Source organism: Microbacterium aoyamense (assembly GCF_023155855.1).
Taxonomy (GTDB): Bacteria; Actinomycetota; Actinomycetes; order Actinomycetales; family Microbacteriaceae; genus Microbacterium; species Microbacterium aoyamense.
Genome location: NZ_JAKNUT010000003.1, coordinates 1 through 17141, shown reverse-complemented (window position 1 = coordinate 17141; position 17141 = coordinate 1). Strand labels below are relative to the sequence as shown.

General features: G+C 67.6%; 18 protein-coding genes. 1 reads left to right on the top strand and 17 read right to left on the bottom strand.

Annotated features, from left to right (window positions below):
* Positions 1–21: 21 nt before the first annotated feature.
* Complete coding sequence (locus MA876_RS09280) at positions 22–549, bottom strand: thioesterase family protein (protein WP_248148062.1); 528 nt, start codon at positions 547–549, stop codon at positions 22–24.
* A gap of 86 nt (positions 550–635) precedes the next feature.
* Here MA876_RS09280 and MA876_RS09275 point away from each other — a divergent pair, with 86 nt between their 5' ends.
* Positions 636–1460, top strand: coding sequence for an IclR family transcriptional regulator (locus MA876_RS09275; protein WP_248148060.1), 825 nt, complete (start codon positions 636–638; stop codon positions 1458–1460).
* A 20-nt stretch (positions 1461–1480) separates the two neighbouring features.
* Here the strand turns inward: MA876_RS09275 and MA876_RS09270 are convergent, their stop codons facing one another.
* The 16 genes from MA876_RS09270 to MA876_RS09195 form a co-directional block, all read right to left on the bottom strand.
* Positions 1481–2233 (bottom strand): SDR family NAD(P)-dependent oxidoreductase, encoded by a 753-nt coding sequence (locus MA876_RS09270; protein WP_248148058.1) that lies wholly within the window; start codon positions 2231–2233, stop codon positions 1481–1483.
* Entirely contained in the window at positions 2230–2988 is a 759-nt protein-coding gene (locus MA876_RS09265) for an SDR family NAD(P)-dependent oxidoreductase (protein WP_248148056.1), read from the bottom strand. The genes MA876_RS09270 and MA876_RS09265 overlap by 4 nt, the downstream gene beginning before the upstream one ends.
* Entirely contained in the window at positions 2943–3938 is a 996-nt protein-coding gene (locus MA876_RS09260; RefSeq protein ID WP_275562512.1) for an aldo/keto reductase, read from the bottom strand. The genes MA876_RS09265 and MA876_RS09260 overlap by 46 nt, the downstream gene beginning before the upstream one ends.
* A 6-nt stretch (positions 3939–3944) precedes the next feature.
* Positions 3945–4787 (bottom strand): ABC transporter permease, encoded by an 843-nt coding sequence (locus MA876_RS09255; RefSeq protein ID WP_248148053.1) that lies wholly within the window; start codon positions 4785–4787, stop codon positions 3945–3947.
* Positions 4784–5641 carry an ABC transporter ATP-binding protein gene (locus MA876_RS09250; RefSeq protein WP_248148051.1) on the bottom strand — a complete coding sequence of 286 codons (858 nt, stop codon included), beginning with the start codon at positions 5639–5641 and terminating at the stop codon, positions 4784–4786. Before MA876_RS09250 ends, MA876_RS09255 begins: the two co-directional genes overlap by 4 nt.
* 79 nt (positions 5642–5720) lie before the next feature.
* The gene (locus tag MA876_RS09245; protein ID WP_248148049.1) at positions 5721–6749 is read right to left on the bottom strand and encodes an ABC transporter substrate-binding protein; all 1029 of its coding nucleotides are present in this window, start codon (positions 6747–6749) and stop codon (positions 5721–5723) included.
* A 268-nt stretch (positions 6750–7017) separates the two neighbouring features.
* The gene (locus tag MA876_RS09240) at positions 7018–7926 is read right to left on the bottom strand and encodes a LysR family transcriptional regulator (RefSeq protein ID WP_248148047.1); all 909 of its coding nucleotides are present in this window, start codon (positions 7924–7926) and stop codon (positions 7018–7020) included.
* A 4-nt stretch (positions 7927–7930) separates the two neighbouring features.
* A complete protein-coding gene (locus MA876_RS09235; RefSeq protein ID WP_248148046.1) occupies positions 7931–8956 on the bottom strand; it encodes a PrpF domain-containing protein in 1026 nt (341 codons plus the stop codon).
* Positions 8953–10437, bottom strand: coding sequence for an FAD-dependent tricarballylate dehydrogenase TcuA (gene tcuA / locus MA876_RS09230; protein WP_248148044.1), 1485 nt, complete (start codon positions 10435–10437; stop codon positions 8953–8955). The genes MA876_RS09235 and tcuA overlap by 4 nt, the downstream gene beginning before the upstream one ends.
* Positions 10430–12250, bottom strand: a complete 1821-nt coding sequence (locus MA876_RS09225; RefSeq protein ID WP_248148042.1) for a thiamine pyrophosphate-binding protein — start codon at positions 12248–12250, stop codon at positions 10430–10432. Before MA876_RS09225 ends, tcuA begins: the two co-directional genes overlap by 8 nt.
* 40 nt (positions 12251–12290) lie before the next feature.
* Complete coding sequence (locus tag MA876_RS09220; RefSeq protein ID WP_248148040.1) at positions 12291–13034, bottom strand: SDR family NAD(P)-dependent oxidoreductase; 744 nt, start codon at positions 13032–13034, stop codon at positions 12291–12293.
* Entirely contained in the window at positions 13031–14518 is a 1488-nt protein-coding gene (locus MA876_RS09215) for an FAD-dependent oxidoreductase (RefSeq protein WP_248148038.1), read from the bottom strand. Before MA876_RS09215 ends, MA876_RS09220 begins: the two co-directional genes overlap by 4 nt.
* Entirely contained in the window at positions 14515–15408 is an 894-nt protein-coding gene (locus tag MA876_RS09210) for an isocitrate lyase/PEP mutase family protein (protein ID WP_248148036.1), read from the bottom strand. The genes MA876_RS09215 and MA876_RS09210 overlap by 4 nt, the downstream gene beginning before the upstream one ends.
* Before the next feature lie 10 nt (positions 15409–15418).
* The gene (locus MA876_RS09205) at positions 15419–15769 is read right to left on the bottom strand and encodes a cupin domain-containing protein (RefSeq protein ID WP_248148035.1); all 351 of its coding nucleotides are present in this window, start codon (positions 15767–15769) and stop codon (positions 15419–15421) included.
* 139 nt (positions 15770–15908) lie between these two features.
* Positions 15909–16541, bottom strand: a complete 633-nt coding sequence (locus MA876_RS09200; protein ID WP_248148034.1) for an MBL fold metallo-hydrolase — start codon at positions 16539–16541, stop codon at positions 15909–15911.
* 54 nt (positions 16542–16595) lie between these two features.
* Complete coding sequence (locus tag MA876_RS09195) at positions 16596–16913, bottom strand: putative quinol monooxygenase (protein WP_248148033.1); 318 nt, start codon at positions 16911–16913, stop codon at positions 16596–16598.
* Positions 16914–17141: the final 228 nt, after the last annotated feature.

The following is a 17141-nucleotide window of genomic DNA, read 5'->3' as shown; positions in this document are numbered from 1 at the left end:
GTCAGACCATTGCGGCCCCACTCAGTGGGGGAGGTCGATGAGAGGACGACCTCGGAGGCGGATGGACGAGCACGTCGCCGACGTCCACGGCAACGCGGAGTCTCTCCGGAGACCGGCTGCCACGCGCTCCGCCCGGTCGGAGCGCAGGCGGGTGACGCGGCGAGTCTCGAGATCCACGTTGAGGAGAAGCGACTCGAGGGTGCTCACCACCTCCCCACCAGCGATCCCGACCATGTACGCCATCGTGTGCAATCCCGTCACGCTCGCACCGAGCAGGCGAACGTGCACTCGGTACGCATCACCGAGACGCAGCTCGCGCAGGTAGCGCGCGTGATGATCGACCGAGAACAGCCCCATTCCGCACTCGGCGGGATAACTCAGGTCCAATCCGTACTCGCCGCACGCGACGGTCGTCGCTCGCGCCTGGATGTCGAGATACCGGATGACGTTGAGATGACCGTTCTCGTCGATCTGGCCCGACTGCACCTCTCCCTCACCGACGCAGACGAGCTGTCCGACCTCGGCAGCGGTAGGGACGGAAGCGTTCATGAGGGTGCCGATCGAGGATGCACTCTGAGCGACGGGTCGCGCAGAGTGCGCTTGTCGCCTTCCCACCCGGTCGATACGCTGACCGGATGGATCTTGCGCATTCGGAGGCCGTGGACGAGGGACTGTCTCCCCGGCGCGAGGGGCACATCACGGCGCTTCAGAACGGACTGGCCGTCCTCGACATGTTCGACGTCGATCGGCCGATCATCACCGTCGCCGAGATCGCACGACACCTCGGAACGCACAAGTCGACGGCATCCCGGATCGCCGCCACTCTCGTCACCTCGGGCTTCCTTCGCCCTGCCACCGTCGGGACCGGATTCCAGCTCACCGGCAAGATGACGCGTCTGGCCAGCATCGCCGCAGCCGACACCAATCTCACGACCGTAGCCGCGCCGTTCCTTCGGCAGCTCGTCGACGAGCTCGGCGAGACCTGTCATCTGGGCGTCCTGGAGGGCAAGGAAGCCGTGACGGTGGCCCTCATGGACGGGTCCTTCTCGGTGCGGATGCATTCGTTCGTCGGCAAGCGCAGCCCGGCGCACTGCACGGCCATGGGCAAGGTCCTCCTTTCGCAGCTGCAGCCCTCGACGTTGGACATGCTCTACCCGACCGAGCAGCTGACCGGCGGCTCCACAACGCACAGCGTGCAGTCCAAGCGGCAACTCCTCGACCAGTTGAACGTGATACGCCTGCACGGCTACGCGATCGACGACGAGGAGCTGGAGATCGGCCTTCGATGCGTCGCCGCGCCGATCCGTGACCACGAGGATCGCGTCGTCGCGAGCATCACGATCGCGGGCTCTTCGTCGAGGATCGCGATGGCTCGTATCGACGAGTACGCCGCGCGTGTCATCGAGCAGGCGGATCGGATCAGCCGCGAACTCGGCGCCCACGATCGCTCCGATTCCTGACCTTCGCGTCCGCATCTGGTTCACCGGGCCGTGAATCCGCCGTCGACCCGCAGTTCCGTGCCCGTCACGTAGCTGGAATCCGGCGAGGCCAGGAAGCGCACCGCGGCCGCCACTTCGAGGTGGTCGCCGACTCTCTCGAGGGGGACGGTCGTTCGCACGACGCTCTCGCGATGCGCCGTCGCCCGCTCGGCGGCGTCGTCGGCCAGGCCGGACATCACCGGCAGGATTCCGGGCGCGACGCTGTTGACGCGGATGCCGTCCTGCGCCATCTCGACAGCCATGATCCGCGACAGGGACGACAGCGCGGCCTTGGATGCTCCGTACGCGGGGTGCGCCGGCGTCACAGCGACGGCTGCTGAGATCGATGTGACGTTCACGACCGACGGCGCGGACGACCGACGAAGCAGAGGCCAGGCGTGCTTCATCCCGAAGAACGGCCCCGTAGCGTTGATCGCGAAGAGCGTGTGCCATCGCGATGTGTCGAGGAGGCCGCCGTCGCCGATGATCCCGCTCGCCCCGGCGCAGTTCACGAGTACGTCCAGGCGACCGTGCTCCGCATCGATCGCGTCCATCGCCCGCATCCACGCGGACTCGTCGGTCACGTCCAGTCGATGGAATCCCGCGCCGATCCGCTCAGCGACGGCTCGCCCCGGCGCGTCCGAGAGATCCGCGAGGTGGATGATCGCGCCCTCACGCGCGAAGAGGTCGCCGATCGCTGCGCCGAGGCCCCCGGAGCCACCGGTGATCAGGCACACCATTCCGGTGAGGCTCACAGCGCCACCGGAGGACGCGGAGAGTACCCGGCCGACAATGCGTGCGTGCCACCGTCGACCACGGCGATGAGACCGGTCGTGTAGCTCGCCTCATCCGAGTTGAGGAAGAGCGCCATCGCGACCTGCTCATCGATCGTGCCCGCGCGGCCGCCGAGCGGCACGCGAGAAGCGCGAGCGGCATAGAGGTCGGGAGCCTGCTCGCGAAACGACTCGGTCATTCCCGTCGACGTGAACCCGGGAGCGAGCGCGTTCACCCGGATGCCGTACCTGCCCCAGTCGACGGCGAGGGACCGCGTCAAGCCCACGACGCCGTGCTTGGACGCCACGTACGCCAGGCCGTCCGTGACGGCGGCGAGCCCGGCGCCCGAGGCGGTGTTGAGGATCGCGCCACCACGCTGGGCGATCATGACCCTCCCCACGGCCGATGCGACGTACCAGCACGCGCTGAGGTTCACTGCGATGACACGGTCCCACTGGGCGTTCTCGAGTTCCTCGGCAGGCGCGAACAGTGCGATTCCCGCGTTGTTGAACAACGCGTCGATCCGGCCGGTCCCGATGTCGAGGGCGGCGCTGACGAGCGCGTCGGCGGTGGTGGGGTCGGTGACATCGCCGGGCAGACTGATCAGATTCGGATGCCTCAGCCGGTCGAGCCGGCTGGTGTCGAGATCTCCCGCCACGACATGGGCGCCTTCATCGAGGAGCCGCACGGTCATCCCGAGCCCGAGCCCGGCCCCGGCGCCCGTGACGATCGCCACCCTGCCGTCATATCTCGACATGCCTTCGCCTCCGTCGTCGCCTTCGCGGCCGCGATCACGTACCGGCGCCGGATCTCGTTCCGCACATCGACGGCCAGCGGTCCGCGCTGCGCAGCGCGCGCATTCGCGCGCAGGTGACCGGGATCGGCGGTTCCCGAGATGACGGTCGACACTCCGGGTGTGCTCAGAGTGAAGCGCAGCAGCAAGCCCGCGACGGACTCGCCGTCGAGGAGGTCGCCCAGGTCGAGGTCGCGAGCGGCAAGTCCGACCTGGGCCGAGCCGCGCGCACGCAGGGCCCCACCCTGGGCGGACCCGCCGCGCACGATCACACCGCGGTCGTCGCCGGCGAGCGCCGCGATATCAAGCTCCAGCTCCGGCTCGAGTGCGGAGTACGGGAGCTGCACGGCGTCGATCCACGGGAGCCGGAGGTGGCCTTCCAGCTCGGGGCGCTCGCTCGAGACACCCAGGAACCGCACCTTGCCCTCGTGGCGGAAGGACTCGAGGGTGGCCGCGACGTCGTCGCGGAGCAACTCCTCGACCGCGGGCGCGAGATGCACTTGAAGCAGGTCGATGTGGTCGGTGCGCAGTCGGTAGAGGCTCTGCTCCACGCCCTCGCGCAGATTCGCGGGTGAGTAATCGTGCACGAGTCGAGCCGTCGTGGCATGCGGCTGGTGCTCGACGGGGCAGCCCGCCTTCGTCGCGAGGACGAACTCGTCACGGCGATGACCGATGAAGCGTCCGATCCGCTCTTCACTGTCGCCGTAGTCGATGGAGGTGTCGATGAATGTGATGCCGAGGTCGAGTGCGGTGTTGAGGACATCGGCCGCCACGCTGTTCGGCACGGGACGAGGATGACGATGCGGGGTGTTGCGCAACTCCATCGCGCCGAAGCCCAGTTCGGAGACGCTGAGACCCGTTCGCCCCAGGGTGCGCGTCGAGAGGGCGGGCATCCGGACTCAGCCGGCGGCCCGTGATGCCATGCGCGCCCAGGGCGTCCGGCTCAGGAGGGCGCGCACGAGCGAGTTGAGTCCCCATCCGACGAGTGCCAGCACGATCACGGCGGCGAAGACGCCGTTCACGATGAGAAGTCCTGCCTGATTCGACACGAGGTAGCCCAGGCCGGAGTTCCCCGAGAACATCTCGCCGACCACGGCGGCGGCGAGGGCGTACGGCACGCTGAGCCGGAGGCCCGCCAGAATGTAGCCGCCGGTCGCGGGGAACACGACACGAGCGAGCAGCTGGCGTCGATTCGCTCCGGCGATCCGGCCGAGCCGGATGAAGTCCTCCTCGATGGCCTTGGTCCCGGCCATCGTGTTGATGAGGATGACGAAGAACACCACCGTGATGACCAGCGCGATCTTCATCATCGACCCGAGCCCGAACATGAACACGAAGATGGGCGCCAAGGCGAAACGCGGGGTCGCGTTCGCCATGTCGATGAACGGTTCGGTGACGCGATCCCAGAACGGCGACCGAGCCAGGACGATCCCTAGCGGGATCGCGATGACGACGGCGATAACGAAGCCCACCGTCGCCTCATACAGGGTCACGGCGGTGTTCACCAGCAGAGTGCCGTCCTGAATCCAACGCCACAGGATCTGCGCGGTCCCGACCGGCGAGCCGAAGAGGAAGGTGTTGATCCATCCCAGATTCCCGGCGAGCTGCCACAGCCCGAGCGCACCCACGACGAGCGCGACCTGCGTCACGACCACACGCGACCGCAGGCGCCGACGCCGAGCGGACTTCCCGCCGACCGTCTTGAGGGGCGCCGTCAGGTCACGTCCCACGAGGGCGGTCATGCCGACGCCTCCTCGAGGTGGTCCGCTGCCGGCGTTTCGTCCTCGGTGAGCTCCGGGCGCAGGTCGCGCCAGAGCTTCGCATAGAGCTCGTGGAACTCCGGGTAGTTGGGGAGGTCGAGGATCACGCGCGGCCTCGGGATGTTGACTTCGTACACGGCCTTGATGTGGGCGGGTCGATGGCTCATCACGAAGATGCGGTCGGACAACCCGATCGCCTCGGTCAGGTCGTGCGTGACCATCAGGACGCTGGGCCGTTCCTGCTCCCAGATCTTCGCGAACTCGTCCTGCACGAGGACCCTCGTCTGTGCGTCGAGCGCTCCGAAGGGCTCATCCATGAGGATGACCTCCTTGTTCCCTGCGAGCGTGCGTGCGAGTGCGGCCCGCTGGCGCATGCCGTGAGAGAGCTCATGCGGGTACTTCTCCTCTGCACCGCCGAGCTGCACGCGTTCGAGGAGCCGACGAGCACGGTCGCGGCGCTCGGACGAAGGCACCCGCTGCGCGCCGACCTCCATGGGGAAGGTGACGTTCGCAAGCGTCGTCTTCCACGGGAAGAGCGTGTCACGGGCGAACATGAACGAGACATTGTCCGACTGCACGCCGCGAACCGGCTTGCCGTTGATCTGGAGCGATCCGGTCGTCGGTGCGAAGAAGCCGGCGAGCATGTTGAGGAGCGTCGTCTTGCCGCACCCGCTCGGGCCGATCAGGCTGACGAACTCTCCCGGAGCGACGTCGAGCGAGACGTCGTCGACCGCTTTGCTGGCCTCCGTGATGTTGCCGGCAGGATCCTCGAAATAGTGGGTCACGTCGCTCACGCGAACGCGAGGTTGATCGATCGATGTCTCGACGGTCGTCACAGTTCAACTCCTTCGTTCACGGATGCGGGGTCGCGCAGGTCGGCCCCGCATCCATGGTCTGCTATCGGCGCGACCTGGCCTAGCCCGAGAACGGGATGACGAAGTCGGTGTACGAGTAGTCCTTGGTGAGGACGCCGTTCGCGGTCAGCATCTCCACGCCGCTGTTCCACTGCTCCTCGGTGTACTCGCTCGTGTCGCCGAGTGCCGCGATGAAGGTCTCCAACGGTGCCGCGACATCCGCGGGTTCGACGTCGAGACGCGTCGCGATCATCTCGGCGAGGGCCTCCTTGTTCGCGGGGTCCTTCGCCCAGGTGTTCGCTTCTTCGATCGCCTGCTGGAAGCCCGCGATGACGTCAGGGTTCTCCTCGGCGAACGCCGCCGTCACGGCGGGCGTGTTGACCGGGATGTTGAAGTCGGGCACGTCCCCGGCGTACAGATCGAGCACCTGCACGAAGTCACCGGATGCGACGAGAGGCTCGAAGAGCGGGCTCGGAACGAGTCCGGAGTCGAACGATCCGCTCAGCAGCCCCGCGACGAGCGCAGCACCGTCTCCGGCGGGGGTGACGGCGATGTCCGACGCGGAGAGTCCGGCATCCGTCACGAGGAACTTCGCCATGTTGTCGACGAGGGCGCCCGGAACCGTCGTTCCGAGGCTCTGCCCGACGAGGTCTTCCATGACGTCGGGCCATTCGTGCGCGTTGTCCACCGCGGCGCTGCCGGCGGGCACGATGAGCGAGAAGGTGACGGACGCGGGGAACGCGGCGATGAACCGGATGTCCTGACCCTGCTCGAGGCCGGCCATGCCGTTGACGCCGACCGAGCTGATGTCGATGTCGCCCGAGAGAAGGGGGGCGATCGGATTCTGGGAGATGCCGATGATCTCCGCATCGATGCCGTGGTCCTCGAAGAACCCCTGCTCATCGGCGACGAGCGTCAGATAATTGGCTGCCTGGAACGGGCTCACCTCGCCGATCGTGACCGGCGTGAGTCCACCGCTCTCGGTCGGTGTGGCGGATCCGCCGGATGTGCAGGCGCTGAGCGCCACAGCCGCGACAGCGGCGAGCGCAACGGCGGCGGAACGTGCGGGGGTGCGGGCTGCAAGACGCATCTTCGGGTCTCCATCATTGGGGTTCGGGATGTGAATCTCGCGGGCTGGAACAGAGTCGAGCTCGCTCGATCAATCGTCGCCGACGGTAGCAGCGCGGTGCATCCTACGCAACAGGTTCCGCATGATGCACCACCCCTTCCGCATCGACATCGATTCGGTCGACATCAGTATTGCCCATTAATGAACAAAAAGCCACTTGTCAGACATTTAGGGCGGTGTGAGTTTATCAAGAGATCGCTCGCAGCCCCTGACCGTGAAGGCGACGAGCTCAGCGACCTTCGACAGGTGCGCGCAACTGTCCGATGGCGGCGTCCGCGATCTTGGAGAGGCGGAAGCCGTCGAGCGTGAACAAGAAGGTGCGCGAGGCTCCGAGCTGCCGCCAGATGTCGAAGTCGAGGTGCACGAGCGGCTCCCGGATCATTCCGGCGAAGGCCGCGAGAACTCCGTCGGTTCGCGCGGTGAGGTCGGCGAGTACTTCGAAGTTGTCGACCACGAGCGTCGGTCGCAAGCGCGCGAGGACCTCGTCGCTCTCCGCGAGCAGGCGGTCTCGGAACGCGGAACCGGCATAGCGCGGGTATCGCGCGATCGAATCGACCGTGATCCGCGGCTCGTCGAGGATCGGGTGGCCCCTGCGCACGCTGTACGCCATCTGGACGGTGACGAAGTCGTCGCAGCGGACGCGCGGCGGCCGCACGCCGGGGATCTGCCCGGAGATGAAGAACTCGATCTCCCCGGCCAGCAGCTGCTCCAGCATGATCTGCGTCGGACCCACGCTGACGTTCACGACGACATCCGGATGGTTCCGATGCATCCACAGCAGCGCACTGGGCAGGACGAAGCTGGCGAACTGCGGGCCGATCCCGAACGCGAGATTCTGAGTGCCGTCCACGACCGATGTGTTGCGGAGCGTCGAGGCCTGCGTGAGGATCTCGTCCGCACGTTCCAGCACCCGCTCCCCCGCCGCAGTGAGCGAGATGCCGGTTCGTCCGCGCTCCCGGTCGATGAGCCGCGTGCCGACATAGAGTTCGAGGGCCTGGATGCTGCGGGAGAGCGCGGACTGCGACAGGTCGAGCTCTTCCGACGCGCGCGCGAAGCTGCCTCGCCGTGCCAGCGTGTGGAAGTACAGCAGATGCTGCATGCTGACGGACTCCGGCGCGCGCCCTCGGTTGTCCACCACGGCGTCAGCCTAGCCAGATGTGCGCGTCGGCGATCGTGCGCGCCGTGCGCTCCACTCCCACGGAGACGAGCGCGCCGTCCGCGAACGTGGCGGTCGCGATGACATCGGAAGTTTTCCCACGGACGGTGAGGGACCCGTCGGCGCCGTGGACGACGACCTCGTTCACGAGAGTCCCGGCGACCTCCGCCGCAGCCGCCGCGCACATCGCCGCGGTGACAGGCACCGATCCGATCACAGCCCCCATCGAGACAGCCAGGACCCGGAGCTCGCCCGGTGGCGCTGCGTCCTCCAGGAGCACGATCCGCGGCACGGCCGGTGACGATCGCGAGGCATCCGGCGCGACGTCGACGACACCGAGGCGCACGCACGCAGCGGCTCTGAGCCGCTCGATCGCCGCCGAGGCCTCGGAATCGATCCCCTCGGTGACGACGACATCGCGGTAGCGGACGAACACGTAGGGATGCGTCGCATCCACGATGCTCACCCGCACGGGGCGTCCGTCGAGTATCAGGTCGTCTGCGGGCGACCCTGTCGGCAGCAGCGCCTCGAAGACACTGCCGGCTGGATCCAGGTAGTCGGCCCGCACCCGGGCGGAAGCCCCGCGGTCGCGGGACGAGGAACCACCGAGGAAAGTCGTCTCGACGATCTGGCCGGTGGACGTGTTGCGCAGACGGTACCCGCGGGCGCCCCGCGCGCACGGCCAGTCGTGCTCCTGGGCGAACAGCGGAACGGCGGATGTCATGTTGCCGCACGTACCGGCGTAGTCGATCGTGTCGGCTCCGACCACGACGTTGCCGACGCAGTAGGCGATGTCGACATCGGGGTCTCCGCGAGCCGGCTGCACGATGACGACCTTGCTCGTCGTCGGCGTGCCGCCTCCGACCCCGTCGAGCTGTGATCGACCGCGACCGATGAGGTCGATGAGCACCCGGTCGCGCTCGGCACCGGGCTCGGGCAGTTCCGCCTCTTCGACCACCGGCCCGCGACTGGATCCGCCGCGCATGAGCGTCGCATGAACTGAGCGCTTCATGACGATGACCGCGCGGCTGCCGATTCGCCTGCCGCGCGCCCCATCGTCGCACTGCGCATGAGTCCTGCGCCGGTCGGCACGGTCGAGCGGAAGTAGCCGCCCAGAATCTCGCCCGCTGCGAACAGGCCCGGTACGGGTGCGCCGTTCCGTGCGAGGACCCTCCCGTTCTCGTCGGCGGAGAGTCCTCCGCCCGTCGTGAACGTGATGCCGCAGGTCACGGGGTAGGCCCGGAGCGGGAGGGCCGTCAGCGGCGTTGCCCAGTTGGATTTCGGCGGCTGCCCGAGCGGTTCAGCCCGGAGGCCGTCGAGCGCTCCCGGGTCGAAGGCCCCGTCCGGGCACGAAGCGTTGAAGTCCTCGATCGTCCTGTTGAGGTGCCGCGGGTCGACGCCGATGCCGGTGGCGAGTTCGGCGACGGTTCGCGCGAAGACGGGCTCGGCGGTGGCGTATCGCGGCTCGAGAAGTGCGGCAGAGCTCTCGTCGAAGATCTGAAAGGCGATCCCTCCAGGCTCCGCAAGGATGCGACGGCCGAGTTCGGAGTAGAGGAACGGCCACTCGTCGGCGCCCTCATCGAGGAACCGCCTCCCGTCAGCGTTGACGAGGATTCCGAACGAGAAGGAGTACCTCGCGGTCGAGTCTCCGATGGCGAGGTCACCCACCGATGGCGCCGCCGTATCGATGGGGACCGCGTGTGCGGCGGACCAATCGCCCTTGGCAGCGGCGCCGTGCGCAAGTGCGCGATACAGCATCGTGCCGGTGTTGAACCCGGTGCCGCGGACCCTCGCGTCGGCCCAGGCCGCACCGAGGTGCTCGGCACGCGCTGCCGCATCCGCTTCGAAGCCGCCGGCCGCGAGCACCGTGGATCTCGCCCTCAGTTCGGCCCTGGTGCCGGTGGATTCGACGACCGCCCCACGTATCTCGCCCTCGAGGTCGACGAGATCGGTTGCCCGGGTGTTGTATCGGATGTCGATCCCCGCACGCTCCGCCGTCGCGAAAAGGGCTTCGACGAGTCCGACGCCGTTGCCCTCGACGATGAGCTCGCCACCCCGCGGCAGTCGGACCGGACCCTGCGGATCCCCCGGGCGGGTGACCAGCCGCCACACGACGCCGCGCTCTCCGAGCCAGCTCAGAGTGTCGAGCGAGCGGGCCACGAACGCCGACACCAGGGCTTCATCGACGTGCTCGGACGACGCCGCGCCCTTCACGTCGGCGACGAAGCTCTCGGCGGGGTAGTGATCGTGGCGCACCCGATCCCACACGACACCCTGATCCGGTGTGACGAGGTGTCGCAGATCCTCGACTCCGTTGTGCGCGGCACGGAAGACGGCGCTGGCATATCGGCTGTTGCCGCCGCGTTCCGCAGCCGTTGAAGGCTCCAGGAGGATCACCGAAGCTCCGCGCTCCCGCGCGGCGATCGCCGCCGTCAGCCCCGCCGTGCCCGCGCCGACGACCAGGACGTCGCAGTTGGGCGATTTCTCACTCACCGCTCACCGCCCGCCAGGCGAGCCGTCGCGACCGGTCGTGCAGTGGCCGCAGCACGCCACCTCCGCCCGGGTGGGTCGACCCCTTCTCCGACAGCACCGTGATGAGGGTCGGCCCCTCCTGCTCGGCCGCCCAAGCGAATGCCGCGTCCAGCTCGCTCGGGTCCGACACAGTGCGGGCCGGGATGCCGCATCCCTCCGCCACCGCCCGGAAATCGAGGCGATAGTCGGGGTTCGACCCCGACCCGTCGAAGTCCGCGAACGCCGTGCGACCGGCCTGAGCCATCTGCGTGTTGTGGACGACACCGTACGACGCGTCGTCGATGACCACCGTCGTGATCGGGAGCCGGTATTCGGCAACCGTGGGAAGCGCGGAGAGCGACATCGACATCCCTCCGTCGCCGAGCCATGCGATCGTCCGCGCCTCGGGGCGCCCGAGCTGAGCACCGATCGCGCCGGCAAGTCCGATGCCCATCGACGCACCGCCCATGCTGCTCACGATGTAGTCGTCATCGCCCGCCTCGAACTGCTGCACGATCCACTTGTGATGCTTGCCGCAGTCGTTGACCAGGTTCACCGGACCGGAGAAGGCGCGGCGCATCGCCTGCACCACCGCGCCGGTGCCGATCCTGCCGTCCATACCGGGGTCCTGCGACTCCAGCGCCACCGAGGTCCATGCCTCTCGGGCGCTCTGGATCTCCTCGAGCCACGCGGAGACGTCCAGTCGCTCATCACCGAGGACTGCGGTCAGGTCCTCGAGCGCCGACACGAGGTGCCCGATGACGGGCACCTCGACCGGGTACGCGTTCGCGATCGCGCCGGCGTCGATGTCGAACTGCACGATCTTGGTGTCGGAGCCGAACGTGGCGCCGTCGACCCAGGAGCTGGCGGTGGGCTCGCCCAGGCGCGCGCCCAGCACGAGCAGCACGTCCGCATTCGCCGTGGTGAAGTTGCCCGTGCCGGTCCCGACCCAGCCGGCGACGCCCACCGACAACGCATCCGACTCGGGGAAGCCGCCCTTGCCTGATGCCGTCGTCGCAACGGGGATGCCGAAGCGCCGAGAGAACGCGCGCAAATGGTCGCGTGCTCGACCGAGGTTCACTCCGTTGCCGGCCAGGATGGCCGGGCGTCGCGCACCTCGCAGGAGCTCCGCGGCGTCGGCCACGCGCCGCGAGTCCGGCCGCGGTCGATCGTCGGCGAAGACGAACCGCTCGAGATCGGGACGCGCACCGCCGGTCACGTCGACCGTCTGCGACCAGACCTCCTGCGACACGTTGAGCGCCACCGGGCCGGGGCGTCCTGCGCGCGACTCTCGCAACGCGGCGAGCGCATTGTGCGCGAGGTCCTCCGCGGTCCGCGGCTGCCACACCCGTTTCACGGCGGGCCGGATGACTTGGGTCAGGTCGTCGTCGATCTGTCGCGACAATTCCTGGTAGCCGCCGCGTCCGATTCCCACCGAGGCCGTATTGCCGGTCACCCAGAAGAGTGATGAGAAGTCGGCGTAGGCGTTCGCCACCCCGGTGAGGGCATTGGCGGCTCCCGGGAACGCGTGCGTGAACACGGCCATGAGGCGCCCGCTCACGCGGAAGTAGACATCGGCCGCGAACGCCCCCGTCGCCTCGTGGCGCAGGAGTATCGGCCGCAATCCTTCGCGCGCGCCGACGGCGAGCGCGAAGTCTCCGATCGTGTGCCCGGGGATGCCGGCGACCACCGTGATGCCTGCGTCCTCAAGGAGCGCGGCGAGCACGTCCGCGCCCGACATCGTCGTCGGTCGCGCATCGACGACCGTCTCCTGTTCCATCACGTAAACACTCATCCGTCATCCATCCTTCGTTCTTCGCGGTGGCGGAGTCCGCTCACCCGTCTCCGTAGATCGTGAATCCGCCGTCGAGCACGAGCTCCGTGCCCGTCGTGTACTCGGCGTCGATGAGGTATCTCAGCGCCGTCGCCGCTTCCGCCGGCTCCGCACCGCGCGCGAGGGGGATCTGCCGGAGGCGGCCGGCCATCACATCGGCTCCGAGCTCGCGGCGCACGCGCTCGGTCATCGTCATACCCAGCGCGAGCGTGTTGACGCGGATTCCGTACGGCGCGAGCTCGACGGCCAGCGTGCGGGTCACAGCGTGCAGTGCGCCCTTCGCTGCGGCGTATGCAGATGTGGCCGCCACCCCGACGATGGCATGGCTCGTGCCGAGGTTGACGACCACTCCGCCGCGTCCCGTGCGAATCCTCTCCGCCGCGAACGCCTGCGTCATGAAGTACGCCGACTCGACATCGATCGCGAGGACATCGCGCAGGAAGGCACGATCGGTGTCGAGGAACGGCGCGTACCGGACGACCCCGGCGTTGTTGACGAGGATGTCCGCCCCGCCGAACGCCTCATCCGCGAGTGCCATGATCGACCCGGGAGCCTCGGGATCGGTGACATCAGCGACGAAGGTGCGCACATCGGCGCCACCCGCGCGGAGCCGCGCCGCGGTCTCGTCGAGGGCGTCACCGGCGAGGTCGACCAGGACGAGTCCCCGCAGATCGCGGAGCTCGCGGGCGAACTCCGCGCCGAGCCCGAGGGCCGCGCCCGTGATGACGGCGATGCGCCCGTTCACACGACGCCCGCGGCCGTGCGGCCCGCGACGATGCCCGAGCAGAGCGCGTCGGAGAGGGAGCATCCCTGCACGGGGTAGAGCAAGCCGACCGCCTGGCCGAGCTCGCCCGCCGAGAGCAGTCCTGCGATCGGCTCGCCGTCGAGAACTCCGAGGACGCGGCCCCGCGCATCACGACGCGGCCCGCCTGTCGTATGCGGTCCGCCCACGTACAAGGGCACGCAGTAGAAGGGTGCTTGAAGGGGTACGAGACTGTCGACCGGTCGACCGAGCGGATCCTCGCCGGTGGCGCACGCGGCGTTGTACTCGGCGATCGCGCGGTCGAACTCATCAGAAGGCTCGGCCCCGGCCGCGACAGCCGCCTCGAGCGGCGTCGCGCCGGTGGCGATCCATCCCGAGTCCACCTCCTTGCGATTGTCGACGCTCCATTCGTAGAGCCCGACGGCGGTCACACCGCGATCCGGATACGTCAGCGGCCCGGCATCCATTCGACGTTGATCGAAGAAGTAGTACGACGGGGAGCGGGTGTACGCGCCTGCGGCCGGATCGAACTCCTGCATCTCGTACAGGACGTCGTGCGCGAGCCGGGCCTGCCGGATCTCGTTCATGTATCGTCGGCCCGCGGAGTCGACGATCGCATAGCCGCCGCCGTCGAGATTCAGGATGAAGCCGACGCGCAGGCCGGATTGCACATCGTCGAAGGCTGCGACCCCGCGTCCGATGAAGCGGTTCATCCGCACGATGTCGGCGCCCACCGACATCGCCAGCCTCAGACCGTCGCCGCGATTGAGCGGGTTTCCGTAGAACTCGGTGTTCGGGACGTCGATGAAGTTGACGACGAGGTCGCGGGAACCTCCGAAACCCCCTGTGGCGATGACGACGCTCGCGGCACGGAACTCGCGTTCCTCACCGTCGATGGTGGCCACGGCGCCTGCGATCGCTCCGTCCTCCACGAGCAGACGTTCCGCCCGCGCCCCCCAGCGGATGTCCGCGCCACTGGCCAGCAGACCGGTCATGAGCCCGCGATACAGCGCTTCTCCGCCCAGGCACGCGGCCTCGGGGTCGAACCAGCCACCCTGCCCGTCGATCGGCGAGCGGAGGGCCGTCCACGAGCGTCGGATGCCGATCGAGTGCGCGCCCGGAACACGCGGGTGCTCGGGCCCGCGGACCCCGTCGCTCTCCTGGAGTTCGACGCCCAGGCCCAGGAGCCAGTCGTAGAGATTCGCGGACTCCGCTGCCCACATCCGTAGAACGTCGTCGTCGACGAGGCCATCAGCACAACCGCGAAGGTACGACAGTCCTTCTGCCACGTCGCCGGTGGTCATGACCCAGCCCCCGGACATGCGGACGTTCGGCGTGTGGCGGTCGGCGGCGGCGGCTTCGAGCACCGTGACGCTGCGGCCCTCGCGCGCAGCCGTGATCGCCGCCGCTGCGCCCGATGCACCCGCACCGAGGACCAGCACGTCGGAGACGACCGCGCTCGTCATCGCGACCGCACCTTCTCCTCGAACTCGAGCCAGTCTTCGAGACCGGAGTGCTGCTCCAGGACCTCGAAGGACCAATCGGATTCGCGCAGGAACGGTTCGTTCGTGCCGGTCTCGAAGATCTCACGTGCGGCCTTCACCATCGCGCTGCCCGCGGCGAAGATCATCGACATCGGATACACCGTGAGATTCACTCCGACGGACTCGTACTCCTTGACGCTCATGAGCGGCGCCATCCCGCTCTCCGACGACGTGACCATGAGGTGGTCGATCTCGCGGCCGAACGTCGCGAGATCGTCGAGCGTGCGTGGGAGCGCGGGGAAGACGAGGTCGGCACCGGCCTCCTGATACGCTTTCGCCCGTTCGAGTGCCTCTTCGAAGGTCGTCGTGCCGATGGCATCCGTGCGCCCGATGATCACGAAGTTCGGATCGCTCTGGGCCGCTTTCGCCGCCGCGATGGTGGTCTGCATCTCCTCGATGGGAACGAGTGTTCGTCCTTCGCGCTCGCCGCTGCGTTTCGGGAAGGTCTGATCTTCGATCTGGATGCCGGCGATGCCCGCCTCCTCGAAGAGCTCGACTGTGCGTTTGACGTTCGCGATGCCGCCGTATCCCGTGTCGGCATCGACCAGCAGCGGCACCTTGACGGCACGCGCGATACGAGCGGCGATCTGCACGACTTCGAACTGCGTGAGCAGTCCCACGTCCGGCACACCGCACGACGTGGCCAGCGAAACCCCACTCAAGTACACGGCGGGGAAGCCCGCCTTCTCGCCGATGCGTGCTCCGAGTGCGTCGTAGCAACCCATGGCGGCGACATTGCCCGCGGCGAGCGCCGCGCGGAGCGCTCGCCGCTGCGTGGTGCCGTACCCGCGGAATCCCTCGTCGTTCTGCATTCTGTCCTGCCTATCTCTCGATATCGTCGGGTGGCGAAGTGGTCACGGTGAACAGCAGGTCGACCGCGCCGGTGTTCTCGACCGCGTGAACGACGCCCGGAGCGACGAGTACCGTGTGACCGGGGCCCACCTGGTAGGTCTCGTCGCCGCACAGCACTGTGCCCGCTCCCTCGATGAAGAAGTAGAGCTGCTCGGCGACCTCGTGCACATGCGGATCGACGCGCCCGCCGACGGGATAGCGCGAGAGACGGAAGTCGAACCTCTCGCTGCGACCGTCCGAAGGGGTCACGACGTACTGCGAGTAGCCGCGCACGTGCCCAGGCGGCTCATGCCACGGCAGACCTGCGGATTCGATGAACATAGACCAGGACCCCCTTGTCCGCCAACAACATTGTCAGACCATTGAACGAACGTTACCACCTTCGACAAGATGGCGTTGCGCACTACGCATCTTGTTGCGCAGAGTGACACCTCGGTGAATCGACGGTCGATGACCCGTATCAATCGACCGCGAACGCTTCACCCCGCACGGGCACCACGATTTCGCTTCCCTCAGGTGCGAGCTTGGTGAGGTAGTCCGTGTAGATCTGCGGCCTCGAGAGCACACCCTCGTGGATCGGGATGACGATGGGCGCAGCGACGGCTCGGACGTAGCCAACGACGTCTTCCAAGGCCTGCCACGGGCCGGAGATGGGCGCGAGAAGCACTCGCACGGACTCCGCCGTCACGAACTCGTCGCCTGGATGCAGAAGCCGCTGCTCGGGCAGGTGGTAGCCGACGTTCACGATCTGCGGGATGTCGGCGTGCACCTTCGCATGCACGCCGCCGACGACGCGAACGGTCGTCCCGGCGATGGTGAGTTCGTCACCCGAGGCCACGCGTCTCACGCGATCCGCGGCGATCAGGTCGGGAACCTCGACGGTCTCGTCGACGAAGAGGAGGCACTCGGCGTGGCGTTCGAGAATCGCACCGACCACATCGGGCGCGAAATGGTCGAAGTGCCCGTGCGTGATCAGGATCGCATCCGGATCCGTCTCCGAGAAGCCGTCCGAGAACCCTCCGGGGTCGATCAGGAAGCGAGCGGCGCCGGTGTCGATGAGCACACACGCGTGCCCGTAGTGAGTGATGTGCATGCGAGGCACGCTATCAAACTGCGTCCCTCTCAGCGCAACACGTTGTGCGGAGTGCTACACCAAAAGGTCGGTGAGCAGCGTAGGGACACGGCTGCTCAGCCGCGGAGACAAAACCTCGAGAACAAGAGTGGTGAAATGTTCCGACTCGCGGTGGGCGGCGACGGCTCCGATATCGCGATACCGCTCGTAGATCAGAATTACGCGCTCGTCCTCCAGGTCACGGGTGATCCGGTATGCGAGATTGCCGGGTTCACTTCTCGTGGCCGAGGCAAGCCTGCCCAGGTCGGCGATGTCGGCATCTGAGACGGGCTTTTCAAAGGTGTACGTGGCCAATATCGTTACCGCGTTCCCCGACGGATGGCGTGATGACATGGGTCGATTCTGCCCTGTCATCGGACGAGCCAACTCGGGCGCGACCTTCGTGAGGTCCACCCACGCAGCCGGGGACTGTCTGATTAACGGTGGATCTGGTCTGGCCTGACTGAAAGGAAGGGCGATGACCGATGTCATCGAGATGATCGATCCCGTGACGGGAGAGATCATCGATGAGCAGCAGCTCGCGGAGCAGCTGCTGAAACAAGCGAAAGAACAGGGCGTCGA

Excerpts from the sequence above, each read along its gene's own strand:
- MA876_RS09280 (WP_248148062.1), bottom strand. The coding sequence starts at position 549 with ATGAACGCTTCCGTCCCTACCGCTGCCGAGGTCGGACAGCTCGTCTGC.
- MA876_RS09275 (WP_248148060.1), top strand. The coding sequence starts at position 636 with ATGGATCTTGCGCATTCGGAGGCCGTGGACGAGGGACTGTCTCCCCGG.
- MA876_RS09260 (WP_275562512.1), bottom strand. The coding sequence starts at position 3,938 with ATGCCCGCCCTCTCGACGCGCACCCTGGGGCGAACGGGTCTCAGCGTC.
- MA876_RS09255 (WP_248148053.1), bottom strand. The coding sequence starts at position 4,787 with ATGACCGCCCTCGTGGGACGTGACCTGACGGCGCCCCTCAAGACGGTC.
- MA876_RS09245 (WP_248148049.1), bottom strand. The coding sequence starts at position 6,749 with ATGCGTCTTGCAGCCCGCACCCCCGCACGTTCCGCCGCCGTTGCGCTC.
- MA876_RS09235 (WP_248148046.1), bottom strand. The coding sequence starts at position 8,956 with ATGAAGCGCTCAGTTCATGCGACGCTCATGCGCGGCGGATCCAGTCGC.
- MA876_RS09225 (WP_248148042.1), bottom strand. The coding sequence starts at position 12,250 with ATGAGTGTTTACGTGATGGAACAGGAGACGGTCGTCGATGCGCGACCG.
- MA876_RS09215 (WP_248148038.1), bottom strand. The coding sequence starts at position 14,518 with ATGACGAGCGCGGTCGTCTCCGACGTGCTGGTCCTCGGTGCGGGTGCA.
- MA876_RS09210 (WP_248148036.1), bottom strand. The coding sequence starts at position 15,408 with ATGCAGAACGACGAGGGATTCCGCGGGTACGGCACCACGCAGCGGCGA.
- MA876_RS09205 (WP_248148035.1), bottom strand. The coding sequence starts at position 15,769 with ATGTTCATCGAATCCGCAGGTCTGCCGTGGCATGAGCCGCCTGGGCAC.
- MA876_RS09200 (WP_248148034.1), bottom strand. The coding sequence starts at position 16,541 with ATGCACATCACTCACTACGGGCACGCGTGTGTGCTCATCGACACCGGC.
- MA876_RS09195 (WP_248148033.1), bottom strand. The coding sequence starts at position 16,913 with ATGTCATCACGCCATCCGTCGGGGAACGCGGTAACGATATTGGCCACG.